This is a genomic window from Litchfieldella qijiaojingensis, from assembly GCF_014651875.1.
Classification (GTDB): Bacteria; Pseudomonadota; Gammaproteobacteria; order Pseudomonadales; family Halomonadaceae; genus Litchfieldella; species Litchfieldella qijiaojingensis.
This window is the reverse complement of the sequence record NZ_BMXS01000027.1, coordinates 1-25902: the sequence shown is the minus strand read 5'-3', so window position 1 is coordinate 25902 and position 25902 is coordinate 1. Positions and strand designations below refer to the sequence as shown.

General features: G+C 60.8%; 26 protein-coding genes. 7 read left to right on the top strand and 19 right to left on the bottom strand.

Going from position 1 to position 25902, the window contains the following annotated elements; all coding sequences use genetic code 11:
* Positions 1-9: 9 nt before the first annotated feature.
* From IE093_RS19245 to IE093_RS19235, 3 genes are all read left to right on the top strand, one after another.
* A complete protein-coding gene (locus IE093_RS19245; protein ID WP_189472065.1) occupies positions 10-966 on the top strand; it encodes a sulfurtransferase in 957 nt (318 codons plus the stop codon).
* A 90-nt stretch (positions 967-1056) separates the two neighbouring features.
* Positions 1057-2265 carry a YeeE/YedE family protein gene (locus IE093_RS19240; protein ID WP_189472064.1) on the top strand — a complete coding sequence of 403 codons (1209 nt, stop codon included), beginning with the start codon at positions 1057-1059 and terminating at the stop codon, positions 2263-2265.
* A gap of 13 nt (positions 2266-2278) precedes the next feature.
* Entirely contained in the window at positions 2279-2473 is a 195-nt protein-coding gene (locus IE093_RS19235) for a hypothetical protein (RefSeq protein WP_189472062.1), read from the top strand.
* A gap of 80 nt (positions 2474-2553) precedes the next feature.
* Here the strand turns inward: IE093_RS19235 and IE093_RS19230 are convergent, their stop codons facing one another.
* Complete coding sequence (locus tag IE093_RS19230; protein ID WP_189472060.1) at positions 2554-2823, bottom strand: hypothetical protein; 270 nt, start codon at positions 2821-2823, stop codon at positions 2554-2556.
* A 221-nt stretch (positions 2824-3044) separates the two neighbouring features.
* On the opposite strand from IE093_RS19230, the gene IE093_RS19225 reads away from it, so the two are divergent.
* Complete coding sequence (locus IE093_RS19225; protein ID WP_189472058.1) at positions 3045-4097, top strand: tRNA-queuosine alpha-mannosyltransferase domain-containing protein; 1053 nt, start codon at positions 3045-3047, stop codon at positions 4095-4097.
* A gap of 26 nt (positions 4098-4123) precedes the next feature.
* Here IE093_RS19225 and IE093_RS19220 read toward each other — a convergent pair whose 3' ends face one another.
* From IE093_RS19220 to metG, 10 genes are all read right to left on the bottom strand, one after another.
* On the bottom strand, positions 4124-4888 hold the full coding sequence (locus IE093_RS19220; protein ID WP_189472056.1) for a YdcF family protein: 765 nt from the start codon (positions 4886-4888) through the stop codon (positions 4124-4126).
* A 2-nt stretch (positions 4889-4890) separates the two neighbouring features.
* The gene (gene nth, locus IE093_RS19215) at positions 4891-5529 is read right to left on the bottom strand and encodes an endonuclease III (RefSeq protein ID WP_189472054.1); all 639 of its coding nucleotides are present in this window, start codon (positions 5527-5529) and stop codon (positions 4891-4893) included.
* A gap of 144 nt (positions 5530-5673) precedes the next feature.
* Positions 5674-6378 carry an electron transport complex subunit E gene (locus tag IE093_RS19210; RefSeq protein ID WP_189472052.1) on the bottom strand — a complete coding sequence of 235 codons (705 nt, stop codon included), beginning with the start codon at positions 6376-6378 and terminating at the stop codon, positions 5674-5676.
* Positions 6375-7043: an electron transport complex subunit RsxG gene (gene rsxG, locus IE093_RS19205; RefSeq protein ID WP_229803766.1), complete on the bottom strand. Its 669-nt coding sequence runs from the start codon at positions 7041-7043 to the stop codon at positions 6375-6377. The genes IE093_RS19210 and rsxG overlap by 4 nt, the downstream gene beginning before the upstream one ends.
* Positions 7040-8119: an RnfABCDGE type electron transport complex subunit D gene (locus tag IE093_RS19200; protein WP_189472050.1), complete on the bottom strand. Its 1080-nt coding sequence runs from the start codon at positions 8117-8119 to the stop codon at positions 7040-7042. The genes rsxG and IE093_RS19200 overlap by 4 nt, the downstream gene beginning before the upstream one ends.
* Positions 8116-9870, bottom strand: coding sequence for an electron transport complex subunit RsxC (gene rsxC / locus IE093_RS19195; protein WP_189472048.1), 1755 nt, complete (start codon positions 9868-9870; stop codon positions 8116-8118). Before rsxC ends, IE093_RS19200 begins: the two co-directional genes overlap by 4 nt.
* A complete protein-coding gene (gene rsxB / locus IE093_RS19190; RefSeq protein ID WP_189472045.1) occupies positions 9863-10498 on the bottom strand; it encodes an electron transport complex subunit RsxB in 636 nt (211 codons plus the stop codon). Before rsxB ends, rsxC begins: the two co-directional genes overlap by 8 nt.
* A gap of 31 nt (positions 10499-10529) precedes the next feature.
* On the bottom strand, positions 10530-11111 hold the full coding sequence (rsxA, locus tag IE093_RS19185; protein WP_189472044.1) for an electron transport complex subunit RsxA: 582 nt from the start codon (positions 11109-11111) through the stop codon (positions 10530-10532).
* 78 nt (positions 11112-11189) lie between these two features.
* On the bottom strand, positions 11190-12776 hold the full coding sequence (locus IE093_RS19180) for a sensor domain-containing diguanylate cyclase (RefSeq protein WP_189472041.1): 1587 nt from the start codon (positions 12774-12776) through the stop codon (positions 11190-11192).
* Between the two features lie 173 nt (positions 12777-12949).
* Positions 12950-14995 carry a methionine--tRNA ligase gene (gene metG, locus IE093_RS19175; protein WP_189472039.1) on the bottom strand — a complete coding sequence of 682 codons (2046 nt, stop codon included), beginning with the start codon at positions 14993-14995 and terminating at the stop codon, positions 12950-12952.
* A 240-nt stretch (positions 14996-15235) separates the two neighbouring features.
* Here metG and IE093_RS19170 point away from each other — a divergent pair, with 240 nt between their 5' ends.
* Positions 15236-15502 (top strand): hypothetical protein, encoded by a 267-nt coding sequence (locus tag IE093_RS19170; protein WP_189472037.1) that lies wholly within the window; start codon positions 15236-15238, stop codon positions 15500-15502.
* 322 nt (positions 15503-15824) lie between these two features.
* On the opposite strand, the gene IE093_RS19165 is transcribed toward IE093_RS19170, so the two are convergent.
* Entirely contained in the window at positions 15825-16460 is a 636-nt protein-coding gene (locus tag IE093_RS19165; protein WP_189472036.1) for a glutathione S-transferase family protein, read from the bottom strand.
* A 718-nt stretch (positions 16461-17178) separates the two neighbouring features.
* Between IE093_RS19165 and IE093_RS19160 the strand changes: the two genes are divergently transcribed.
* Positions 17179-17757, top strand: coding sequence for a nucleoside deaminase (locus tag IE093_RS19160; protein ID WP_189472034.1), 579 nt, complete (start codon positions 17179-17181; stop codon positions 17755-17757).
* Between the two features lie 173 nt (positions 17758-17930).
* A complete protein-coding gene (locus IE093_RS19155) occupies positions 17931-19166 on the top strand; it encodes a sensor domain-containing phosphodiesterase (protein WP_189472032.1) in 1236 nt (411 codons plus the stop codon).
* A gap of 307 nt (positions 19167-19473) precedes the next feature.
* On the opposite strand, the gene IE093_RS19150 is transcribed toward IE093_RS19155, so the two are convergent.
* From IE093_RS19150 to IE093_RS19125, 7 genes are all read right to left on the bottom strand, one after another.
* Complete coding sequence (locus IE093_RS19150; RefSeq protein ID WP_189472030.1) at positions 19474-21162, bottom strand: hypothetical protein; 1689 nt, start codon at positions 21160-21162, stop codon at positions 19474-19476.
* Between the two features lie 39 nt (positions 21163-21201).
* Positions 21202-21714 (bottom strand): DUF1579 family protein, encoded by a 513-nt coding sequence (locus IE093_RS19145; protein WP_189472028.1) that lies wholly within the window; start codon positions 21712-21714, stop codon positions 21202-21204.
* 243 nt (positions 21715-21957) lie between these two features.
* The gene (locus IE093_RS22945; RefSeq protein WP_422731001.1) at positions 21958-22380 is read right to left on the bottom strand and encodes a low temperature requirement protein A; all 423 of its coding nucleotides are present in this window, start codon (positions 22378-22380) and stop codon (positions 21958-21960) included.
* A complete protein-coding gene (locus IE093_RS22690) occupies positions 22278-23132 on the bottom strand; it encodes a low temperature requirement protein A (RefSeq protein WP_189472025.1) in 855 nt (284 codons plus the stop codon). The genes IE093_RS22945 and IE093_RS22690 overlap by 103 nt, the downstream gene beginning before the upstream one ends.
* Positions 23133-23218: 86 nt before the next feature.
* Positions 23219-23476, bottom strand: a complete 258-nt coding sequence (locus IE093_RS19135) for a hypothetical protein (RefSeq protein WP_189472024.1) — start codon at positions 23474-23476, stop codon at positions 23219-23221.
* A gap of 127 nt (positions 23477-23603) precedes the next feature.
* Positions 23604-24359, bottom strand: coding sequence for an SDR family oxidoreductase (locus IE093_RS19130; RefSeq protein ID WP_189472022.1), 756 nt, complete (start codon positions 24357-24359; stop codon positions 23604-23606).
* A 205-nt stretch (positions 24360-24564) separates the two neighbouring features.
* On the bottom strand, positions 24565-25497 hold the full coding sequence (locus IE093_RS19125; RefSeq protein WP_189472020.1) for a LysR family transcriptional regulator: 933 nt from the start codon (positions 25495-25497) through the stop codon (positions 24565-24567).
* Between the last annotated feature and the right edge of the window lie 405 nt (positions 25498-25902).

The following is a 25902-nucleotide window of genomic DNA, read 5'->3' as shown; positions in this document are numbered from 1 at the left end:
GTCAAGATTATGTTCAAGGCACTGATCATGACAGTGGGGCTATTGGCATTGGCCTCGCGCGCCGTTGCCGCCGACCCGACGCCGCTGGTCGAGGCCAAGTGGCTGAACGACCATCTGGGTGACGACGACCTGGTGGTACTCGATGTGCGCTCGGGCATCGATGACGGTGGCGATCGCGACAGCTTCGAGCAGGCCCGTATCCCGGGTAGTATCTACAGCAGCTACACAGACGATGGCTGGCGCGAAACCCGCGACGACGTGGTCGGCTTGCTGCCGCCGGTGGAAGATCTCGAGCAACTGATCGGTGGGCTGGGGATCGGCAACGACGATACGGTGGTGATCGTGCCCGCCGGCACCGGCCCCACCGACTTCGGTAGTGCCGCCCGGGTCTACTGGACTTTCAAGGTGCTCGGCCATGACCAAGTGGCGATCCTCAATGGCGGCTTCGCCGGTTGGCAGCAGCAGGGCTACGAGGTTGCCAGCGGGACACCGGCGCCCCGCGATGCGGTCGATTTCGAGGCCAGCCTGCGCGAGGAGCTGATCGCCACCACCGACGAGGTCGAAGCGGCTCGCGAGTCCCAGGCCCAACTGGTGGATGCCCGTCCCGTGGACTACTTCCGCGGCGACACCAAGTCACCGGTCGTGCGAGTGGCCGGGACCATTCCTGGATCGATCAACCTGCCGCACCATACGTTGCTGCAGGATCGCAACAATGCCTTCTATCTGGATAGCGAAGGCTTGCAGTCGCGCATCAACGAAGCCGAACTGGACCCCAGTGCCCGTACCGTATCGTTCTGCAACACCGCGCATTGGGCGGCGACCGACTGGTTCGTGCTCAGCGAAATCGCCGGTTTCGACAATGTGACCCTATACGATGGCTCCATGGCCGAGTGGACCATCAGTGACAGCCGTCCGGTCGAGACGGTCAAGCGTGGGCTGGGTCGCCTGCTGGACTTCTTCAATTAATATCGCACTAGCATCGTTCGCCCCTGCCTCCACTTGCGTGAGTGGCAGGGGCGGTGCACCTTCCATAGTGATGACTAATGGGAAAACAGCATGAGCCAAGCAAGTACGCTGCAGGCACCTGAACGTGCCTGGGGCATCGACCGCTTTGTGGTCGGTGTCGCACTGGCAGGGTTGGCGATACTCGGTGCCTTGATCTGGCTGGAGACTGCCCCCTTCCTGCTGGCGCTTTTCGGCGTCGGGACCCTGCTGGGGGGGGCGCTCTACCATGGCGCCTTCGGCTTCACAGCCGGTTGGCGTAATCTGGTGACCAAGAAACGCGGCGCGGCCATGCGTGCCCAGTTGTTGCTGTTCGCCCTGACCTCGCTGCTGATCGTGCCGATCCTGGGCAGTGGTCAGGAGGGCCTGATCGGTGCGGTGGCCCCAGTCGGAACGTCACTGGTGGTCGGTGCCTTCCTGTTCGGGGTCGGTATGCAGCTCGGTGGTGGGTGCGGGTCCGGCACATTGTTCACCGTGGGGGCGGGCAACCTGCGTATGGTGGTCACGTTGATCTTCTTCATCGTCGGTAGCGTGATCGGTACGCTGCATCTGCCATGGTGGCTGGATCGGCCCGGGGTCGACCCCGTCAGCCTGATCGAGGGTTTCGGCGTCCCCGGGGCCATCCTGCTGCAATTCGCCGCGCTGGGTGTCATCGCCTTGTGGATCGATCGTGTCGAGCGCAAGGCACACGGCCAGGTCGAGCGCGACGAATGGAAGATACGCAATGGCGACAAGGGCATCCTGCGTACCTTGTTGACTGGTCGCTGGCCGTTCACCTGGGCCATCGTGGCGTTGGCGGTGGGCAGTGTCCTGACCCTGGTGATCGGTGGGACTACGTGGGGCATCACTTTCGCCTTCGCACTATGGGGTGCCAAGGCGCTGCAGGCGGTGGGCGTCGACATGAGCCAGTTCGAGTTCTGGACCTGGGACTACCCGGCCATGGCGCTGGCCGATTCGGTGCTGGTCAACGTCACCTCGGTGATGAACTTCGGCTTGCTGCTGGGAGCCATGCTTGCCGCTGGCCTGGCCAATCGCTTCAACGAAGCGAGCCGCAAGCGCCCCGAAGGGCGCCAGTTGCTGGCGGCGGTGATCGGTGGTCTGCTGCTCGGTTACGGCGCGCGGCTGGCATTCGGTTGCAATATCGGCGCATTGTTCTCGGGCATCGCCTCGGCCAGTCTGCATGGCTGGATCTGGTTCGCCGCGGCCTTCGTAGGCTCGTTGCTTGGTGTGTGGTTGCGTCCGTGGTTCCGATTACCCAATTGAGCGGAGGAAACGCATGCAGGCCGCCTACAAACGCAGCAGCGTCATTCTCGTGATGCTGGCGATCCTGGCACTGATTCTTGCCGATCACCTGCACAGCCCGACGTTCGCTTTCAACATGGGGCAGGGCAATGTCGAAACCACGCTGATGCAGCGAGACGGCGCCGCTTGTGCGCCCTGTGGCGCGCCTTGTCCTTCCTCTCGCGACTGATCGACGAGCGCCCCCACCCCTAACGCCGCGAAAATCTCGCGGCGTTCGTGTCTCTAGCCGGGACACGGGTGACCCGCTCTTCACTCCTTGCTGCGGCGAAACCTGAGGTTGGAGCGGCCCAGCCACAGCCAGATCAGAAGCACGACCAGTGCCGGCAGCAGCCAGTTCGGCGCATTGGCGATCCATGTCAATGCCTGATGGATGAAGAACGCCATGATACCGGCCACCACACCCAGCAACGGGAACATGAAAGGACGCTCGTGCCCCGGCTTGTCACTCAAACGGAACAACAAGCCGGTAAAGGCGCCGAAGATGGCGGCCATGCCCAGCGGTAACCAGAACCCTTGCATATGGCCTCGACTGTACGATGTCATGAAAAGGATAGCCGGTTGGCAGCATATCCGCGCCGCCTGGTGACTCGTATCTCTCGACTTTTGATGTGCGTGGGACGGAAAATATCCACTGCCCACCATGAAGCTGGTGATGTGGATTGCATGGCGTCCGTCAGCTGAGAAAATGACTGGCAGGGATGGGGTCGCACAAAGCCAGTCACTCCGAAGATAGGATTCTAATGAAAGGTTTGTTGTTATCGGCCTATGCCGCTGTCAGCCATCGGCATTGGGCACAAGGGATCTGTCGCCATGTCGACGCCATTGACTGGCAGGTCCTGGAGCTGCCGCCGCGCCATTTCAGTTGGCGGATTCGCGGCAACCCGTTGACCTGGATGCTCGAGGCATCCGAGGTGCTGGAACGGCACTACGATGTGGTTCTTGCCACCTCGATGGTGGATCTGGCGACGTTGGTAGGGCTCCATCCGCACTTGGGGCGTGCCCGCAAGATCATTTACTTCCATGAAAACCAATTCGCCTACCCGCTTTCCGTCGAACGGAAATCCGCGGTCGAGGCGCAGATGGTCAATCTTTATTCGGCCTTGACGGCGGACAGGGTGGTATTCAACACCGCCTATAACCGCGACAGTTTTCTCGACGGCGTTCGCCGTTTTCTCAAGCGCATGCCGGAGAAGGTGCGCATCGAGGCCACGCTGGAGAGGCTGGCGCGCGACGCCCAAGTATTGCCGGTGCCCATCGACCCGGCGGCCGACGAGTTGCCACCCCGGTGCGGGCGACGCATCGTCTGGAACCACCGCTGGGAATACGACAAGAACCCCGAGGACTTCTTTCAGGCCTTGCACGGACTGAAGACGCGTGGCATCGACTTCGAAGTGGCGGTGATGGGGCAGCGCTTCCGCCAGCAACCCGAGATCTTCGAAGAAGCCCGCGTCTGGCTGAATGGACACCTGCTGTGCTGGGGGCCTCAGCCCGAAGCCACCTATCGGGAGATACTCGAGGGCGCCGATATCGTGGTTTCCACCACGTTCCACGAGTTCCAGGGGCTGTCGATCATGGAAGCCGTGCAGCGGGGTTGTGTGCCATTGGTACCCGACCGGTTGTGCTTTCCCGAACTCTACCCGTCGGAGTATCGCTATGACGGAACACGAGAGAACCTGGAAGCGCGCCTGGAACGCTGGCTGACGAGGCCCGATACCCGCCCGGCACCGCCCGATGCCAGTGCCTGGGAATGGCCGAATCTGAGCAGGGCGTATCGTCGGTTGTTCATGGAGTGAAAACTCGACAGGGCGGGGGCAGGCATTTATTCAGCGTCTTCCGAGCGGAAGAGCGTGTTGCGTAGCTCATATACCCCTCGCCCCAGCCACTCATGCAGCGCCTGGCTGCTATGGCGCAGGTGGTAGGCTCGGGGCAGCCAGGCATGCAGGCCCGGCGGGGGAGAGCTGGCGAATTCGGTGGGGGCGGGTATCACTTCGAGCCCGGCACGTGTGAACTCCGGCATGGCGCGTGGCAGGTGCCATGCCTGGGAAACCAGAGCCACTCGCTGGAGCCCTTCGCCCTGCAGGATATTGGCACTGTAGCGGGCATTCTCGGCGGTGGTGCGGCTCTGTCCCTCTTGCCAGGCAACCGGGACGTCGAAAACCTCGCGCAACGCTGCGGCCATCAGTTCGGCTTCAGGGACATTCTCGTCATGCAACCGCCCGCCACTGACCAGAATCGGCAGGCCACTGTCGCGATGCAGTTTGGCGCCGTAAGCCAGGCGTCGCCAGGTGGCATTGTTGGGGGCATCGCCCCAGCCGAATTCCGGGGCCTCGAAATCTCGCCCGCCGCCCAGGATCACGATCGCTTCGGCCTGCTGCAATTCGGCGGTGTCGATCGGCCGCTGGGGCTCCAGTCCCTGGCGTAGCCAATAGCTCGCCGTCGGCGTGGCCAGTACCAGCAGCCCAACCACTCCCACGATTACCAACAGGCCGCCAAGCCAAGGCATGTGTCGCCACAGCAACGCACCGAGCAATGCCAGCAGTACATTGACCAGAGGGGGGAGCAGCAGGTACTTGAGCCAGTTCATGGTCAGGCGATATCCACCTTGTCGGGATACTCGCACAGATCCTCGATGACGCAGCTACCGCAGCGCGGCTTGCGCGCCACGCAGGTGTAGCGTCCGTGCAGGATCAGCCAATGGTGGGCATCCTGGCGGAATTCCTTGGGCACGTGACGCATCAATTTCTGTTCGACTTCGATCACGTTCTTGCCCGGGGCGAGGCGCGTGCGATTGGAGACACGAAAGATATGCGTGTCCACGGCGATGGTCGGTTGGCCGAAGGCGGTATTGAGGATCACGTTGGCGGTCTTGCGACCCACGCCGGGCAGAGCCTCCAGAGCGGCCCGGCTCTGCGGCACTTCGCCATCGAACTGGTCGACCAGGATCTGACAAGTCCTCATTAGGTTCTCGGCCTTGGTGTTGTACAAGCCGATGGTCTTGATGTACTCCTTGAGACCGTCGAGACTGAGCTCGAGGATGCCTTGCGGGGTGTTGGCCACCGGGAAAAGTCGTGCGGTGGCTTTGTTGACACCGACATCGGTGGCCTGGGCGGAGAGCAACACGGCGGTCAGCAGCTCGAACGGCGTGCTCCAGTTGAGCTCGGTGGTTGGCTCGGGCATGTGATCTCGCAGTCGCGCGAAGATCTCGTAGCGTTTCTGGGCGTTCATCAAGGGTCCATGTCTGACAAGCAAAACAATATGATAGCCAACATCGCTTATCTGTGAAGTATGGCAGCTTACCGGGACGAGGACTCGGCCATCTCAGCGGTTCCTGCCGCCGTCTTGCCTATGACCGCTACAGCCCGACAGCGTTTACCGTATGGTGCCGGTCACGCGTACACGGCGGCTTTCTCGGGGTTGGTCGGCCTGGCGTAGCCGGCGGCGACGTTCCAGGCGATCGTCGATGACGTTCTTCAGCGCGATCAGCAGCCCGGTGGCGAAGAAGGCGCCGGGCGGCAGGATCAGGAACAGGAATTCGTAATTGGGGAACACCGTGATTTGCCATCCGGCGGCCACCGGGCCCAGCAACAGGTCCATGTCGGCGAATAGGGTGCCTTGGCCGAACAGCTCGCGCAGACTGCCCAGCACTACGAGCACGCCAGCGAATCCCAACCCCATCATCAGGCCATCAGTGGCCGAAGGCAGGATGGGATTGCGGGAGGCAAAGGCATCGGCGCGACCGAGGATCGCGCAATTGGTGACGATCAACGGAATGAAGATGCCGAGGATCTGGTGCAGCTCGAAGGTGTAGGCCTGCATCAACAGGTCGGCGCAGGTGACGAAGGCGGCGATGATCATCACGAAGGCCGGCAGGCGCACGTTGCTGGTGACATGGTGGCGAATCAGCGACACCGACATATTCGAGCCCATCAGCACCAGCAGGGTCGCCAGTCCCAGACCCAAGGCGTTGACCACACTGCTGGTCACCGCCAGCAGTGGGCACAGCCCCAACAACTGCACCAGGGCTGGGTTGTTGGCCCACAAGCCATTCCTGACGAGTTCGTTGAACTGGCTCATGGCTGGTCCTCCTGGTCGGCCTGAAACAGGCTATCACCCTCCGCCTCGACATATTCCAGGCTACGCTTGACCGCCCTGACTACTGCGCGGGGGGTGATGGTGGCGCCGGTAAACGCATCGAACTCGCCACCGTCCTTTGTCACCTCCCAACCTTCGGGAGCGGGATCTTCCAGCGAGCGGCCATTGAAATCGGTGATCCAATCGCTCTTGCGCCGCTCGATCTTGTCGCCAAGCCCCGGGGTTTCCTGATGGCGGGTCACCCGCACGCCGCTGACGCGGCCATCCTGGTCGACACCGACCAGCAAGTGAATGTCGCCGTTGTAGCCACCCGTGGCCACCACCGGCATGAGCAGCGCCGCATTATCGCCGCGCTTGACCCGCCAACCGCGGAAAGGTTGGTGCTGACCCATGGCCTCGCTGGCCGGCAGCATCACGGCATTGTCCAGCAGTGCCTCGATCGGTACATCACGCAGTGCTTCGGGGAGTACCTCTTTCAGCACGCGGTACTGACTGGCTTGGCGGTTGTCGGCGATGCGATCAAAGGTCAAAGTCCGAGTTCCCGCCACCACGCCGGCAGTGACGATGGCAAATAGCCCCAGGCTCAGCGCGGAGCGCAGGATGGCGCGGCCCATGGGGCGCTTGGGCGGTTGGGTGGGGGCTGTCATCGCGGTTCCTCCGTTTCATCCTCGAGCCGCTTGACCTTGATGCCACGGGTGGGTGCGTGGTGCCCATAAGTGCGGGGTTGGGTGTAGTAGTCGATGAACGGTACGGCGAAGTTCATCAGCAGCACTGCGAAGGCCACCGCGTCGGGGTAGGCGCCGGTGGTGCGGATCAGCATCACCAGCACGCCGACGCCGGCGCCATAGTAGAGCTTGCCCTTACGGCTGGTGGCGGCACTCACCGGGTCGGTGGCGATGAAGAAGGCGCCGAAGATGGCCGCTCCTCCCAGCAGGTGGAACAGCGGCGAACCGTAATGGCTGGGATCCACACCGTAGAGTAGTGCGGCGATCACGGCCATGGCCCCTAGCATGGCGACCGGGATGTGCCAACCGATCAGACGCTTGTAGAGCAGTAGGGCGCCCCCGACGAGCCAGGCCAGGGACACCGAGTGCCAGGCATTCATGGTGCCCTCCGGCAACGGCGACGAGGCCCAGAATTCGCTGGCCATCACCGCTTCGGGTTTGTGCTTGAAGGCGTCCAGCGGGGTGGCACCACTCATGCCATCGAGGGCTAGGGGATCGGTGAGCCCGGCCAGTAGGCGCAACGCATCCGGCAACGTGGTGGCCTCGGGGCCGAACAGACCATGCGGCGCTGCCCACTGGGTCATTGGCAGCGGAAAGGCGACCAGCAGTAGGGCATAGCCGACCATGGCAGGGTTAAAGGGGTTGTGACCCAAGCCGCCGAAGAGCTGCTTGGCGATGACGATGGCTGCCACCACGCCGACCAGGATCAGCCACCAACTCGAACCGGGTGGCAACGAGACCCCCAGCAGCACGCCGGTTACCAGGGCGCTGTTGTCACTCAGGGTGGCGGTGGGAGAACGGCCACGCAGCTTGAGCACCAGCGCCTCGAGCGCCACCGCGAAGGCGGTGGCGGCCAGCACGTTGGTCAGCACCCCCCAGCCGAAATACCAGGCGAGCGTGGCGATGCCAGGAAGCGTGGCCAGCAGCAGCCAGGCCATCACCCGGCCGGTGGAGGTCGGCAAGCGTGCCGGCTCGGCACTGGCATGCATCAGACTCATCGGCGTGTTTCTCCCTGCTGTTCGGCTTGCTGGGCGGCGGCCAGGCGTGCTTCGGTGGCTCGCAGATTCTCCTGGGCGGTGGCGACTTGTAGCTCGAGATCGTCGAGATCATCTTGGTCGGCCTCACCTGCCTCGCTGGCCCTGGCTAGCGCCTTCTCGGCCTTGCGCAGCGCCGCCTTGGCGGCGGCTTGAGCAATGCGCAACTGCTTGACCTGTTCCTTGGCCGCCGCCGCATCCTCGCCCTGGGCGGCCTCACGCGACGGTTGCGCGGTGCGTGTGGCGACGCGTGAGGCCGCCTGGGCACGGGCCTGGCGCTTGGCTTCCTTCTCGGCCGCCTCGCGGGCCAAGCGCGCCTGCCGGAACTCGAAGCGGTGCCGTGCATGTTCGGCCTTGTGGGCCTCGTGACGGCGCTCGCGAATCTCGCCCTTGGCGGCCTGGTAGTACTGCACCAGCGGGATGTGGCTGGGGCATACATAGTTGCAGGCGCCGCATTCAATGCAGTCGAACAGGTTGAACAGTTCCGCCTTGTCGTGCTCGCGGGATTTGGAGAACCAATAGAGCTGCTGGGGCAGCAGCGAGGCGGGACAGACCTGCTCACAAGCGCCACAGCGAATGCAGGGCTGTTCGGGAGGCGGGGCGGGCAGTTCACGCTCGGTGGCGGCGATCAAGCAGTTGGACTTCTTGACCAACGGCAACGCCGTGCTGTCCAGTGCCATCCCCATCATCGGTCCGCCCATTACCAGCCGCGCCAGTTCGTGTTCCTTCAGGCCGGCGGCGGTCAGCAGTTCATGCATGGACGTGCCCAGGCGCGCCTCGACGTTGCCGGGGTGGTCCAATGCCTCACCGGTCAAAGTGACGATACGCGAGATCAGTGGCTCGCCGTCGCGCACCGCGCGCAGTGCGGCACGCAGGGTGCCGGGGTTATGACACAGCACCCCGACATCGGCCGGCAGGCCATGGCTGGGCACTTCGCGGTTCAGCAAGCGCTTGATCAGTTGCTTCTCGCCACCGCTGGGGTAGCGCGTGGCGATGACCTTCAGCTCGAAGGGAGGCTCGCTCTGCGTGTCGCGAGTCACGACGTTGTCGATGGCCTGTTTCAGGGTGTCGATGGCTTCGGGCTTGTTGTCCTCGATACCGATCAGGATGCGTTCGGCTCTGCATAGGCGAGCGAATAGCCGGGCCCCTTCGAGAACGTCATCGGCGTAAGTGCGCAGTGTCAGGTCGTCGGCGGTGATATAGGGTTCGCACTCGGCGGCATTGACCAGCAACGTGTCGATGGCATGCAACTCGCGCACGCGCGCCTTGATCTGCGAGGGAAAGCCCGCTCCACCCAGGCCGACCACCCCGGAGTGCATGAGGCGCTCGAGCAGGGTGTCGTCATCGGCCTGACGCCAGTCGAGAGGCGGCATCAGGCACCATTCGTCGTCGCCGTCTGGCTCGCGTTCGATCACCACGCATAGCCGCTTGCCCTGGGAGGGGTGTGGCACGGGGCGCTCTTCGATAGCGGTGACGGTGCCAGTGATGCTGGCGTGGACATCCGCCGATATCAGGCCTTGGGCCAGGGCTACCCGCTCGCCGGTACGCACTCGCTGGCCGACCTCGACGCAGGGTTCGGCGGGGGTGCCGATATGCTGATCCATGGGCAGCACCACCCGCGTTGGCAGTGCGGCCTGAATCAAGGGGGTACGGGTTGAAAGCGTCTTGCGCTGTGGCGGGTGGATGCCGCCGGGAAAGTCGAAGGCCTTAGCCATGCCCCGCCTCCTGACCGACGGCCGGTGCGCGGTCGGTGGCGATCAGTGACGGGGTAACGGTAGCGGGACGGTGACCGGGGCCGTCGGGCAGCGGCCAATACCACTCATCCAAGCTGCGCTCGCGGGGCAGCATGTCGATGCAGTCCACCGGGCAGGGATCCACGCACAGGTCGCAGCCGGTGCACTCGGACTCGATCACCGTGTGCATGTGCCGGGCGGCGCCCAGGATGGCATCCACCGGGCAGGCCTGGATGCACTTGGTGCAGCCGATGCACTCATCTTCGCGGATATAGGCGACCTTGGGGACGTCCTGGGCCTCACCGTCGAGCGGCTTGACCTCGCGGCCCAACAAGTCGGCCAGGGCGGCGATGGTGGTTTCGCCACCGGGCGGGCACTTGTTGATTTCGTCGCCCTGGCTGATGGCCTCGGCGTAGGGGCGACAGCCTGGGTAGCCGCACTGGCCGCACTGGGTCTGCGGCAGCAGAGCGTCGATCTTTTCCACTACCGGGTCGCCTTCGACCTTGAAGCGCTCGCCAGCGAAGCCCAGCAGCGCGCCGAAGCTGGCCGCCAGGACCAGCAGTGCCACGATGGCGGCGAGAATCCCGTTGTCGGCGATCAATTCCAGCATCACGATCCTGCCCGTTGCCTATCCGGGTCGTTCATATTTGCACCAGGCCAGAGAAGCCCATGAAGGCCAGCGACATCAGGCTGGCGGTGATCATGGCGATGGCCGCGCCGCGAAACGGGCGAGGCACATCGGCCACCGCCAGGCGTTCACGCATGGCGGCGAACAGTACCAGTACCAGAGAAAAGCCCACCGCCGCACCGAAGCCATACAGCGTGGCCTCCATGAAGCTCGACTGGCGGTTCAGCGACAGCAGTGCTACCCCAAGTACTGCACAGTTGGTGGTGATCAGCGGCAGGAAGATGCCCAGCACCTGGTGGAGCAGTGGACTGGTCTTCCTGACCATCAGCTCGGTGAATTGGACCACGGCGGCGATCACCATGATAAAGGCGATGGTGCGCAGGTATTCCAGCCCCAGCGGCGCCAGCAGATAGTGGAAGACCAGATAGCTGGCAACCGACGACAGCGTCAGCACGAAAGTGGTGGCCATGGACATGCCCATCGCCGATTCCAGCTTGTTGGAAACGCCCATGAAGGGGCAAAGGCCAAGGAACTGCACCAGCACGAAATTGTTGACCAGTGCCGTGCTGACGAGAATCAGGAAATATTCGGTCATCGCGCGCCATTGTCGGATGAATCGGCCCGTTATTATACGCTGCCAGGCGGGCCTACGAATACCGCCGCTGCTCTGATCCTAGTGTTGGGAGTCGGTCTCGCGATTGCAAACGCGATTGCGGCCGGACTGCTTAGCGGCATACAGCACTTCGTCCGTTGCGCGCATCAGCACCGAGGGGGTCGCGGAACCTCCAGTTCGCCCGGGGGAACAGGCCTCCACCCCGATGCTGACGGTCACCGTCTTGGCTACGGGGGACATCGCATGCGGCAGTGCCAAGCGTTCGATGGCGGCGCGCAGCCTTTCTGCACGTTCGGTGGCGGCGTACAGCGACATCCCCGGCAGCAGGATACTGAACTCCTCACCTCCGGTCCTGGCCACCAACTGGTCGTGGGCGCTGAAGCATTGGTTCATGCAAGTGGCCAACTTTACCAGGCACTCGTCGCCAGCCTGATGCCCATAGTGGTCGTTGTAGGCCTTGAAATGGTCGACATCGACCATCAGCGTGGCCACGCTGGCACGTTTCCAGCGTGCCTCGTTGAGCGCCTGGCCGAGGCGTTCGTCGAACAGGCGCCGATTGGCCAGGCCGGTCAGGTGGTCGTGCTGCGACAGCTCCAGCAGCAGGTCCTGCTGATGCTGCTGGTGTTCCCGCAGGTGCTGGAATTCGCGCATCAGGGTGCCGATCTCGTCGCGGCGAGAGAGCAGGCCCCCGGGGGTGACACGATTGTCGTCGTGGTGCTGGAGCTGCTGCGTGAAGTGGGCGAACTGGCGCAAGGGGCCCAGCACCATTCGCTCGAGTAAGAACAGCACCACGATCAGCGTCACGATCAGCACGCCACTGGTCCAGTACAGCGCGAAACGAAAGGTCTCCTGGCTGGCCTGGTAACGTTGGCGTGGCAGGAGCGCTTCGAGTCGTAGGACATGACTGGGTGGAATGGCATCGAGAATGCGGCTTGCCTTCATCTGGCTGAGCGAAAGTCGCTCGAGGGTATCGGCGTGCGATGCAGCGTCGTCTTCCAATATGTTGAGGGACAGATCGATGCCGGAGGTTTCACGCAGTCCCATGAGCCACGCTTCCGAGAGTGGTTTAACCATGACCAGCCAGCCCTCCGGTGGAACCTCGTCCTGGCTCATGTAGATGGGCGACATGCCGACCATGGCGAGTAGGGGGTAGGTCATCAGCCAGGTGTGGGTGTCTTCGTCGCTGTGGTCGATCTTGCCTTGGATCAGGGCAATGATGTCGTTCGCCCAGTTGCACTCGTCTCCTTCGCCTCTGCACGAGGTAAAATCGCCATCGTCGTCGAATCCCGAGATCCAGTAGGGCTCGTTGTCGATGGTGAAGAATGCCATCAACTGCAGGTCGAGGGTCTCGAGCGATTCGTCGTAGAGATTGGAGTCGACGTATTCAGGTCGTTGGCCCTGCACGAACTCGTAGGAGTCGTCCCACCATGCCCAGTCCTCGACCAGGCGCCGCATATGGTCGAACTCACTCGCAAGCGCACGTTCGGCACGGTCGAGTTCCGCGCTGGCGTACTGGTCTTCGTTTTCCAGCAGGATAGGGGTGATCTGGTAACGGGCAATCAGCACCAGTGCCAGCAGTGCCAGACACAATACCCCGCAAAGCGCCAACAGGAATCGATTGCGCAGGGAAGAGATTGCTGCCGTCATCGTGCCTTTGCCATAGGATAACTCCCACCACGGTATCCAATGAATTTGTGGGACGAGTAGGGCTATCGGCGAGATGACGTGAGACTTTAGGAAAGCGTGGTATGAAGCAAGCGGAAATGGCTTGAAACGACCCAGGGCGCGGCATGCGCCGCGCCCTGGGTCGTGGATGGGCATCAGGTCACGCGCTGGCCCGGTTCCGCACCGGAGTGCGGCTCCAATAGGTAGATGCCACCTGACTTGTCGCCGGCAGCCAATACCATGCCTTCTGACACGCCAAAGCGCATCTTGCGCGGTGCCAGGTTGGCGACCATCACCGTCAGGTGGCCCTCCAGGGCTTCCGGGGCGTAGGCTGAACGGATGCCGGCGAACACGGTGCGCGTCTCGCCGCCCAGGTCGAGGGTCAGCTTGAGCAGCTTATCGGCACCCTCGACGTATTCCGCCTTGGCGATACGCGCGATGCGCAGGTCGACCTTGGCGAAGTCGTCGAACGAGATCTCTTCGGCAATGGGGTCCTCGCTCAGCGGGCCCTTGGCCGCATCTTTCATCTTCTGTTCCTCCGCCAAGTCTTCCTTGGAAGCCTCGATCATGGCGTCGATCTTGTCACGCTCGACGCGGGTCATCAGTGGCTTGAACTTGGCGATCTCGTGGTTCAGCAGCACGTCATGGCGGCTATGCCAGGCCAGCGAATCGAGCTGCATGAAGGCCTTGGCGTCGCCGGCCATCTTGGGGACCACCGGGGCCAGGTAAACCATCAACTGGCGGAACAGGTTGATGCCCACCGAGCAGATGTCCAGCACCTCCTGTTCGCGGCCTTCCTGCTTGGCCAGCACCCAGGGTTCCTTCTCGGCGATATAGGTGTTGGCCTCGTCGGCCAGTTCCATGATCTTGCGCATCGCACGGCCGAACTCGCGGCTTTCGTAATCCTTGGCGATCTCGTCGCCGGCGGCGATGAAACGAGCGACCAACTCGGGCTCCGCGCAGTGGCTGGAAAGCCGGCCATCGCCCAGTTTCTTGACGAAGCCGGCGCAGCGACTGGCGATATTGACCACCTTGCCCACCAGGTCGGAATTCACGCGGCTGGCAAAGTCCTCCAGATTGAGGTCGAGGTCGTCGACCCCGGCGGTCAGCTTGGCGGCGAAGTAATAGCGCAGATACTCCGGATTCAAGTACTCGGCGTAGGTCTCGGCCTTGATGAAGGTGCCGCGGGACTTGGACATCTTGGCGCCGTTGACCGTCACGAAGCCGTGGCAGTTGATGCCGGTCGGCGTGCGCAGGCCGGCGCCTTCCAGCATGGCCGGCCAGAACAGCGCGTGGAAGTAGACGATGTCCTTGCCGATGAAGTGATAGACCTCGGCTTCCGAGTTCGGCTTCCAGAAGCTGTCGAAGTCGATCCCTTCACGGTCGCAAAGGTTCTGGAAACTGGCCAGGTAACCGATCGGCGCATCCAGCCATACGTAGAAGAACTTGCCCGGGGCATCGGGAATCTCGAACCCGAAGTAGGGCGCGTCCCGGGAAATGTCCCACTCGTTCAGGCCCGACTCGAACCATTCCTGCAGCTTGTTGGCGATCTGCGACTGCACGTGGCCGGCGCGCGTCCAACGCTTCAGGAAGTCCTCGAAGTTGGGCAGCTTGAAGAAGTAGTGGGTGGAGCTTCTCACCTCCGGGGTGGCACCGGAGATCGCCGACACCGGGTCGATCAGCTCGGCCGGAGTGTAGGTGGCCCCGCAGGCCTCGCAGTTGTCGCCGTACTGGTCGTCGGTCTTGCACTTGGGGCAGGTGCCCTTGATAAAGCGGTCGGCCAGGAACAGCCCCTTGACCGGGTCGTACATCTGCTCGATGTCACGGGTGGCGATATGGCCGGCGTCGCGCAGCGCGGTATAGATCCGCTCGCTATGAACCCGGTTCTCCTCCGAGTGCGTGGAGTGATAGTTGTCGAAGGCCACGCCGAAGCGCGCGAAATCGCTCTGGTGCTCCTTGCTGACCCGCTCGATCAACTCTTCCGAGGTAATGCCTTCCATCTCGGCACGCAGCATGATGGCGGTGCCATGGGCATCGTCGGCACACACGTAGTGGCATTCGTTGCCACGGCTCTTCTGGAAGCGCACCCAGATATCGGTCTGGATATACTCCAGCAGATGGCCCAGGTGGATCGAGCCGTTGGCGTAGGGCAGGGCACTGGTGACCAGGATCTTGCGCGTAGCGCTTTCGGTATTCGACATATCGGCTCTGGAATTCCCCATGAAAATCAGCCCTCGATTGTATCCCTGTTGAGGCGCGACTGCATCCGCTGGCTTTGGGCTCGATCAGGGGCGGGTAGCCTTCCCGCTGCGACTAAGGTAGGATCCCGTTCGGACTCGGGCGCAGGTCGATTGGATTGACGTACAGTACCGGGTTCGCTCATCGCCGCCGACGGTCATGCATGGTTGAACAACGTTTGTTCTTAGAGGATGAATGACACCATGGCATTCCGTTTCCTGCTGCCCCTCACGGCAGCCGCTTTACTCGCAGGCTGCGCCAGCAGCGCCATTGCCCCGAAGTACGCCACCGACAACCCCGACATCATGCGTATCGGCAACGAGCGCCCCGCCAACCCCGAAGTCCAGGTCGAAAATCTCGGTTCCTACTGTGTCGAAGTCCGTGAAACCTGGAACGAACACGGCAAGACCCCCGACGGCCAGATCCTCTGGGCCAAGGACACCTCTCGCAAGGTCGTGCCCTGCGACTGATTGCAACAAGGTCCCATGGTTTCGTGGGAACGCACTTCAGTGCGCCATGGGGCCGGTGCGACGTCAGGCCGCCGGCCTGACGGCCGGATCGCTCAGCAGAGCTGCGCTCCCACCACTGCCGAGGATGGCACGGTGCTGTTGTGGGAGCGCAATTCATTGCGCGATGGGGCCGGTGCGACGTCAGGCCGCCGGCCTGACGGCCGGATCGCGCAGCAGAGCTGCGCTCCCACCACTGCCGAGGATGGTACGGTGCTGTTGTGGGAGCGCAATTCATTGCGCGATGGAGGCTGTCACGACGTCAGGCCAGCCGACCGGCCCTTGGCTATGAACTGGGCACGGGAATCTCATTGACCTTCTTCGGCACATGGTAGCCGCGCTGAACGGCGGGACGTTCGGCGATCTCCACATACCAGCGCTTCACGTTGGGGTAATCATCGAGATCGATTCGCTGCCACTCGTAGCGCGAGATCCACGGCCAGGTCGCCATGTCGGCAATCGTATAGTCATCGACGATATACTCTCGCTCCTCCAGGCGCTTGTCGAGCACGCCATACAAGCGTTGAGCCTCGGCGAAGAAGCGCTCCTCGGCATATGGCGCCTTGCCGGGGTTGAACTTCAGGAAATGGTGCGCCTGGCCAAGAAACGGGCCGATGCCACCCATCTGCCACATCAACCATTCCAGGGTACGGTAGCGGCCCTCCGAATCCGTGGGCAGGAACCGACCGGTCTTCTCCGCCAGGTAGATCATCATGGCGCCGGACTCCATCAGCGTCATGCCGGTCTCGTTGTCCACCATCGCCGGAATCTTGTTGTTGGGGCTGATCTTGAGGAACTCCGGCGCGAACTGCTCCTTGTTGGTGATATCGACGGCATGCACCCGATAGGGCAGGCCCAGCTCCTCGAGCATGATGGAAACCTTGCGGCCATTGGGGGTAGTCCAGGTCCAAAGATCGATCATGGCAGCTCCTTGTGGAATAGGACGTATATGCCTGAGTACAGGCTCTCACACAGGTATGACAATGTCATACGAGCAAAGGGGAAACGCTGTTCGGAAAAGTGTTGACGCTAAAGTGCAGAAGCCTGCAAGAGTGCGCCTTGCGACTGACCTTTACATGGCTGGGCGAATTGCCCGGCTCTTTGTTGGAGCGGCTTCAGCCGCGATGAAAACGCCACCGACCTTGAATCACGCACCCCAGCCTGCGTAGGAGCGGCCGTGGCCGCGATCCGGCCGCCAGGCCGGCTGATACTGCACATGGATTGCCTCTCCGGCCTAGTGTTCCTGGCTCCGGGCTTTTTCATGCCCCCACGTAGCCGTTATCCAAATTACGACTCTTTGCTAAAGCTGCTACTTGTTCAAGTCGATAGTTTCCTTAGCAAGCTAAAATGTCAATCGATGTATCTGTAGCGTAAGTATGGTGTTGCCAAAAGGTGGAAGTGAGTGGGCGCTGCGCCAGGCCTGCCTCCAGGGCCGGCAATGGTTGGAGGCTGGCCTGAGCTTCGGCTTCATCGCCCCCAACCTTGCCACTTCCCCGCCGATAGTAAACAGGCAACCTTTCCGCCTCAGCCCGCTACGACTTTTTTCTCACGCTTCGACTGCGCATTCCTAAGCATTCTTGAGTAAGCTCAGGTAAGAGGGTGTTTCTTCTTGGTACGCCGGCGTCTCTACAAGGAGACGAATGGCGCTCCATACGGCCAGGATGGCGAAGCTCACGCGGCATCGTCCCGGCGGTAGCGTGGGCGGAGGGAAATTCCAACGCATTGTGAATCCAAGCATCGACTCCATTGCCATGACCCAACTGACCGAAACCGACATTCAGCACCTGCGTACCTGTTTCGACATCGCTAGGGCCGCCAAGCAGCGCGGCGACACGCCTTTCGGTGCCTGCCTGGTCGATCAGAATGGAAAGGTGCTGCTGGAAGCTGGCAATGCCACGGTCACCAACCAGGACGTCACCGTGCATGCGGAGATCGAAGTTGTCCGCGCCGCTTCCAAGCACTACTCACCTGAAGAGCTCGATAAAATGACGCTCTTCTCCAGCGCCGAACCCTGCGCCATGTGCGCCGGCGCTATCGCCTGGAGCGGCATCGGCCGAATCGTCTTCGCCCTTGGCTCCGAGCGCGTAGAGAAACTCGACCAGCCCGAGCCGCATATCCCCACGGTTTCAGGACGAGTGATAATGAAAACGGCAGTTGGGGCACCGGTGGTAATAGGCCCCGTGTTGGAAGACGAGGCAGAAGATGTTTTCTCAGGATAAAGCCATAGCGGTTGGTGAGTAAACGCTTCAGTTTTCCGATGATGTGAACGATATCTAGCATATCGTGGTCACTGTCAAGAAACAGAAAAGTAAGTTTGTAATGGAAAACGCATATTTTATATGGAGGATGTGAGAGCGGTCAGAAAGGATGCGTCATTTAAAAGGAGGGGTTGATGGAGCCCAAATCAAGGGACCCTATTAGTGGTGTCGCTGCCGAGATCATGATATCGGATGCGCACTCCCCAGATCGTATTCTGAAGCGAATGCTATCCGTGATTCGCGAGCACATGGAAATGGATGTGGCATTCATATCCGAGTTCACGAATGGACAAAGGATCTTCCGCTATGTGGATTCGCCATATCCTGATCAACCCATTCAAGAGGGTGGGGGAAACCCACTTGAAGATACCTATTGTCAGCGGGTTATCGATGGTCGATTGCCAGAGCTTATTCCCGATGCGAATCTGAATAACGAAGCGAAAGAGATACCCGCCACGGCGGCCGTGCCTGTTGGAGCTCATCTAAGCGTTCCCATCAAGCTGAGCGATGGTAGCGTTTACGGGACACTTTGCTGCTTCAGCTTCGAACCCAACGTCTCACTAAATGAGCGCGATCTTGGCATGATGCGCGCATTTTCCGTGATCGCAGCCGATCAGCTCGAGAGGGATATCAAGAAAAGACAGAAAAGAAGTGAGGTTACAGCACGTATCAACTCTGTTCTCTCCAGCGATTCCATTTCAATGGTCTATCAGCCAATCTACAATGTGGCGAAAGGCGCTGTCGTTGGATTCGAGTCGTTAGCTCGATTTTCGATGACGCCTACCCGTACTCCGGATGTCTGGTTTAACGAGGCCAGTCAAGTCGGTCTGGATGCTCCGCTTGAAATAAAGACCATCAAACTGGCACTGCCACTGATCGAGCGTCTGCCGACCGACTGTTATCTCTCGGTGAATATGTCGCCAAAATTACTTCTTGATGGTGATATAAAAAGTGTTTTGGAAGAGTGGCCGGCGGAGAGGATAATAATCGAGCTGACAGAACATTCCATCATCGAACGCTATGAAGATATTGTGGAAGCTTTAAAGCCGTTACGAGATCAAGGAATACGGCTCGCGGTGGACGATGTCGGTGCAGGATATGCAAGCTTTCGTCATATCCTCTCTCTATCTCCTGACATCATTAAGCTCGATATGAGCATTACACGAAACATCGATACCGATCATCGGCGTCGAGCGCTTGCGGCTGGTTTGATCGCATTTGCAGAAGCGACCGATACCAAGATCATCGCCGAAGGTGTGGAAACAGAGGCTGAACTAGCCATGCTGCGCAAGCTGGGGGTAAACAAGGCGCAGGGTTACTACCTTGGCAGGCCCATGACGTCACAGCAGCTCAAGGAATACGGTTTCTGACACATGAGCCAATATTGGAGCGGATGTATCCGCGATGGGCAGGACGGAGTCGACCCTGCTGGCCAAATGGCAGGATAAGTGTAGGAGCAGCCGTGGCCGCGATGATCATGTCGCTATGCTCGAATTCAGGCACCCCCTGTTGGAGCGGCTGTAGCCGCGATTTATAGGCCGGAATCGATCCTACTGGCCAAATGGCAGGATAAGTGTAGGAGCGGCCGTGGCCGCGATGATCATGTCGCTATGCTCGAATTCAGCCACACCTCCCTGTGGGAGCGGCTGTAGCCGCGATTATAGGCCAGAATCGGCCCTAGCAGCTGGCGGACAAGCAGAGTTGGCGAATCAAGGCATCAGTGGCATCCGGGTTCGGAGCGAGGTGGAACCTGCGCCACGCCGTCACCGGCACGCCATGGTTCGGCGACTCCTTCGATAACCCGGCCAAGGCATGATGCAGTGTCTCGTCGAGAAACGACGCATTGGTGGTCTCGTCCACCAGCAGCACGCAGCGTGAGTAGGGCACCTCGGCGACCAGGTGGCGAATCTCGTGCACGCAGCCGGCGTTATCAGCCGAGAAATTGCGCAGGTCCATCAGGACCAGGTCCCCTTCCTCGACCAGCCGGGGCAAGACCGCCTGCCACGAATCCGCATGGCAGAAGAAGTTGTTGATGCGAAAGCGCCCGTCCGGATCCGGCGCGGTGTCACGTGCGGCAATAGCACGCTCCAGCGATGCGTGGTCGCTGACGAACTGTTGGTGCAGCTTGCCGGCAAGGAAGTCGAGGAACTGATGCGGTTGCACGGTGCTGCGCGCCAGGTCAGGGCCGGTGATCAGCTGGATGCCGCCGACATATCGCCAGGGCTGGGCCACCTTTTCCAGCAGTGTTTCGGTACGTCGCCCCAGGGAGAATACGCGCAGAAAGGTCAGGCCCACGGGGTGGAGCGTCCGGTCTTGCGTGAAGCCTGCCGCCACGTACCAGGTCAGCTTGTAAGCGACGAAGGCCAGCGGCGCGCTCGCCAGCCACAGCAGGCCGCCACCCACCAGCCACAGACTGTAGGTGCTCGCGAACAGCAGCCAGAGAGCATCCAGCAGCAGTGACTGGTCGCTGACCCGGCCATGTTGGTAGCGATGCGCGATCCAGCGTATCAGCCCCCACCCCAACCACACGAAAACGAGTAGCGACAACAGTGCAATCGCTCTAAGGAGCCAGTAGATCGGCACGTCCAGCATGATGGCCAGGGCAATCGCCGTGTCCGCTCCACGTGGTGAAAACACTGCCAGGTACGTGGCCAGCAGGCCAACGACCGCAGCCGTGACCAGCGCGAGGACCAGCGGCACGACTGCTCGGATCCAGCGATTGAGGCACAGCAGCATCAACACGGTCGGTGCGGCGTTGACGATCAGCCACAACCTGGCCATGGTCTCCGGCGTGACGTTGGAGCGGGACGGCACCACGATTTCCCCGACATGATACGCCGGGATGTTATGGATCGTGCTGGCCCAGGCGCTCAACAGGGCATACATGACGACGTAGGCCAGAAAGCCTGCAACCCAATGGCGTTTCTTCAACGGCACGATCAGCGGCAGTGCGAGGAACACCGGCCATAGATAGAGCCACAGGGCGATCAGGAATCCAGGGAGCCCGAGCCCGGAGGGGAACACTATCTGTGCCGTACTCGCGAACACCAGCGCAAACGCCAGCCCTGCTGCCACGTAGCGTGTGGCGTTGAGCCAGGGGCGTCGGATGGCGCAGCTCAATAGGGTGGCATCGCTGTGCCCGGCGTCCTGGGCGAGGGGGAACGGACGCGTCTCGCCGATGCGGTTGGTTAACCGTTCTGGGGTATCTACCGGTGCATATCCGCTGGCCCGTTTCATCGCGCGATGGACGGCCTTGCGATAGCGCCACAGCAACAACAGGGAAAGTACCAACGTCAGAGCCGGCGCCACGACGAGGATCAACAGCATCGTGGCCATCACGACCTGCGATGTGAGTTCCTCGATCATGGCGGGAACCGTGATGACCTGGAGGACAGCGAGCGCGGATCAATTGCCATGACGCTCGGCACGCCATTCACTTTCGAGCAGCACCTTGCCCTTCCAGTCCTTTATGAGAAGCGTGCAGGTGCGGGTGTCACGGTTCGGGAAATGGCAGCGGCTACGATAATTGATATCCCATCCCGCTGGATTCTCCCACTCCATGACGCGCTGACGGGCATTCCATTTGCCCGGGGGCAGATAGAGGTAAGAGCCAGTGGACGAGAAGATCCAGAAAGGGTAGCCGTCAGCCTGTGCATCGTAGGTGCCGAAGATGATGTCCTGCGAGCCATCGTCCTTACGCCCGGTCTCGCCGCGTATGAACTGTCCATCCAGAACCCAGGTATAGGTTTCGCTGTACCGGCTCGTCGAGGGCTCCGGGCGCAGGGTGTCGACGTATACGTCCCATTGCCCGACGAAAAGCTCGAGCACGTTTCTATCGCCGTTGGCCGGCAGTATGACCAGGCCCAGCACGATGGCCGCGGCAGCGGCCGCCGTGTCGAGCCCTTTCCTGCGACGCATCGTCGTCACCCCGGTGAGGTTGCTAGTCGCTCGGTTGATTTCAGAATAGCGCTATTTTCTCCCGCCGATGATGCCGATGGCGGTGCGCTGTCGAGCGAGAGGCGACGTTGAATATCGTTTCAGCCCTCCTTTCCGGACATTCGCAACAGCGGCGAAGATCATTTCAAGCCTTGATCGACGGGACTTTAAAAGGGCCGTCTTATCCCGCGCATTGACTTGAGCGCGCCGGGCCCATATCGCACTTCATGACATCTCCTTGAGTGGATGCCGGATCACATCGCGCGCTACAAGGGCACCCACAATGACAGTGGCGGAGAGAGCCACCAGGGTGGGGGGGAGAGACCAGATCAGAACCACGGGAATCAAGAGTGCGAATGCAGCGGCAGCCCCAAATCGTGCCAATAATGAACTGCGCTGGCGATCTCCGGCGACCACGCACAGTAGTACGAAGAACAATGCCAGAGAAGCGAGATATAGCGTGGCGTAAATAGGATTCATATGGCCGCTCAATACCGACTGAAAGAGTTTGCTCTTGGCCACTGCCGAGGTGATGAGTACCAGACCTAGCGGGAGGTGTGCGAATATCCAGGGGACCGGATTGTCCTCGCATACCGTTTCCTCGGCTGCGTTTTCTCCGTCGATAGCGGTGAAATAAAGCCACCACAGACCAAAGAAAGTGATGATGGCTGGTGCGGAAAACAGTGCGGCATCCAGGGACAGCGCAGGGGCCGGGGTGACGGTGNGGTGACGGTGATGCTCTTGATGAACGTCTCGCCCAGCACCAGGATGATCAAGGTACCGAAGCGCTCTACCAGATGATGAATATGTACCGGAAAGGCTTTCATGAGTTCGAGAAAGCGCGGTGCCAGCGCGCTATAGGCTTCCCACAGGAAGGTGATCACCCAGACCACCGGCCGGATCTCCGGGGATAGCAGGAGTGACAGCGCCCATAACACTGCGCCGGGCAGATGGAAATGGGTAATGTGCCGAATCAACAGTTCACGCTGTTCCGGGGCGTGGTGTAACGAACGTGCGTACATGGCGATCATGGTGATGCGGAAACCGATATAGCACAGTACGAACTGCGTGCTGTGTTCTCCGAACGCATCCGGCACGCTCAGGCCCATCCATGAGATGAAGAATATTTGCACCAGGAGCAGCAGGCGGTGGGGGACGTCGTCGACATCGAAACGGTTCATGTACCAGGCGATGTTGGCCCACACCCACCACAATGGGGCGAACAGCACCAGGACCCTGAGGAAACCGTAAGCGCTGATGTCGTGGCTCAACATATCGCCGACCTGGATGAAGACGGCGACGAAGACGAGGTCATAGAAGAGCTCGAGCCAGGTGGGCTTGGCTGCTTCGTGTTCCGGCAATTGGTGTCGACTACGCGGTGGTAGCAGAATACGGGACATCAGGACCTCCATTTCTCTGCATCGGTGCCAGCGTAGAACAGCATGTGGAGTCCCGTAGAAAGAGCTTCAGGTTCAGTAGGTCTTCTTCAGGAACGTAAGGCTCGATACTTCCTCCATGCCCATACGGCTGCCAGTGCAGGAACGCCGAACAGGAACAGGTGCACCAGCAGCTCCTCGGCCAACGCGTAGCCCGCGGCTAGTCCCATGCCGAGGTTGACGGCACTGACTGTCAGCCATACAGCGATGAAGCCCAAGGCCACGTGTGCGCGCCACCTGGGGCGGCTGACGACCAGGACCGCGCCCAGAATGGCCAGGCCGATAACGATGAAGATAAGCGTACGCATGGTCGTGAGTCCTTGTTTTCGTGGTAATTCGCTCGTCACATTTGTAAACATCCCCTCAGTGTATGCAGGAATCCTGTTGCCTGTTCAGAAAGGGCGGAAGCTATCCGCCCCGGAGGCTGAGCAGCCCTCAGCGTGTGGTGTAGCCGCCGTTAGCGAAGATTGTCTGACCGGTGATCCACCAGCCGTCGGTGGCGAGGAAGCGCACGATGGGCTCGATATCCTCGATTTTGGTCAGATCGCCATTCATGGCCTGCGACTTGTGGAACTCGACGCGCTCGGGCGTCTCCTGGCCATAGAAGAACGGGGTGTCCATGGGGCCTGGACCTATAGCGGTCACGGAGATGCCACGGGCTCCGAACTCCTTCGCGGCGGCGCGGGTGAAGTGCTCGACCGGAGACTTGCCACCGGCATAGGTGGAGTAGCCATCGGTGAAGGCGGCCAATAGGGAAGTGACGATGGTGATGATCTTGCCATTATCGTTGAGGGTTCGACCGGCCTCCTTGATGAAGAAGTACGCTGCCTTGGCATTGATGTCGAACATTGAGTCGTACTCTTCCTCAGTGGTCTCCACGATCGGCTTGCGCAAGACTTTGCCCACCGTATTGACGGCGATGTCGACACCGCCGAAGCGGCTCTTGGCCTCCTCGAACAGGGCCGTGACATTGGCAGGTTTGGTCAGGTCTCCCTGAATGGTAAAGGCATCACTCCCGACGTCCTTGATCGCTTGAACCGTGGCCTCTGCATCGGCCTGGGTAGCGTTGCCATGGTAGTGAACGACAACCTTGGCGCCGGCTTCTCCCATCTTGCGGCTGATGAGACCGCCGAGGTTCTTCGCCCCGGCACCGACAACCACCACTTTTCCCTCAAGTGTGTGTGCAGTCATGGTGATTCCCCCTGTTGTGTGATCGGCTAGTCACTGGATCCAGTGCATCGGGCGTGGTGACCCGTGCATGCGGTAGTCCGGCGCACGCCTTGAGGGAGTATGGAGGGTGTGAACTCAAGGATAATCGGTCGCTCTCTGACAGCACTGTTCAGAAAACACGAACAATGAGGGGGATGAAGCTGTCCAGCCGACCGGAAGCGGAAGTTTAGGGTTGCTGCTTGGCGTGCTGAGACGAGAGCCCGCAAATTTCCTTGCTGAACAAAACCTCGACCCAGGAGATGAAGACGTGAAGCAGGCGTGAGCGATGGTGTCGATGGGGGTAGAGGATCGTAAGCGGCATGGGGGTAGCCTGCTTGTCTGCCAGCACCTCGATCAGGCTCCCCTCCCGTAGATGATGCTGGACATCATAGGCCGGTACCTGTATCAGGCCGAGTCCTGCCAGGCAGCAGGCGATGTAACTCTCCGCACTGTCCACGGTGACTCTTCCCTGCATTGGCAGGGTTCGCACCTTGCCCCCTTCCCTATATTCCCAATCTTCAGCAACGCTGCCGAAAGGGGAGGCATAGTGGATGGCCAGGTGGTGGTGCAGGTCAGCGATGCTCTCCGGGACACCATGACGGGCCAGATAGCCGGGGCTGGCGCAGTTGACGACGGGCAGGAGACCGAGGGAGCGAGCAATCAGGCTCGACTCGCTGAGCTCTCCCACCCTAATGGCGCAGTCGACTCCTCCTTCCACCAGGTTGACGGGGCGATCGCTGGCACCGATCTCGAGTTCGATGCCGGGATAGCGGGAGAAGAAATCGGGGAGGGCCGGCACGATGATGAGCCTTGCAATGCGGCCGGGCGCTTCCACACGTAACTTGCCACTGAGCTGGGAGTCATCGTCCTGGAACAATCCCTCGAGTTCCTCCAGCTCTGTCAGCAATCGCAAGGATCTGTCATAGAAAGCTTCACCATCATGCGTCAGGGTGACATGGCGCGTCGTACGGTTCAGCAGTCTCGTCCCCAACCGGGCTTCCAGTTCACGGATGGCCGTCGAGACGGTGGAGCGTGGCATCTGCAGGCAAACCGCGGCCTTGGTGAAACTACGCATTTCGGCGACGCGCACGAAGATGCGGAGGGCATCAATACGATCCATGGCGTGATCCTTGGTGAGTACGGATACCAAAGGGCATCGCCTATAGCGTGCCAGACTCGCTCATACGGTGGAAAGCCGCCATTGGCAGACAACGCATGTCGCGGTTTACTTTGAGAAACGAATTTTGGTAATAATTTCGAGGCACGAGCGTTTCACAAATATGTCTCTTGCTATTGGTGAGGGTTGACATGAATGTCTGGAGACGACCCAGAGCGGTCCTTCCGGCAAATGCAGCGCGCGTGTTTATTGGGGATAGGCTGCCGAGGTATGCTTAATATCTAAGTGCTTAATCAAAAGTAATCCTGTACTCACTTCCGTAGTTACTGAGCACTTTGATAACCTCGCTGCATAGCGTGGCGAAGTCTCGATAGGCGGTCAGAGGCAGCCAGCGATATTTGATCTGCC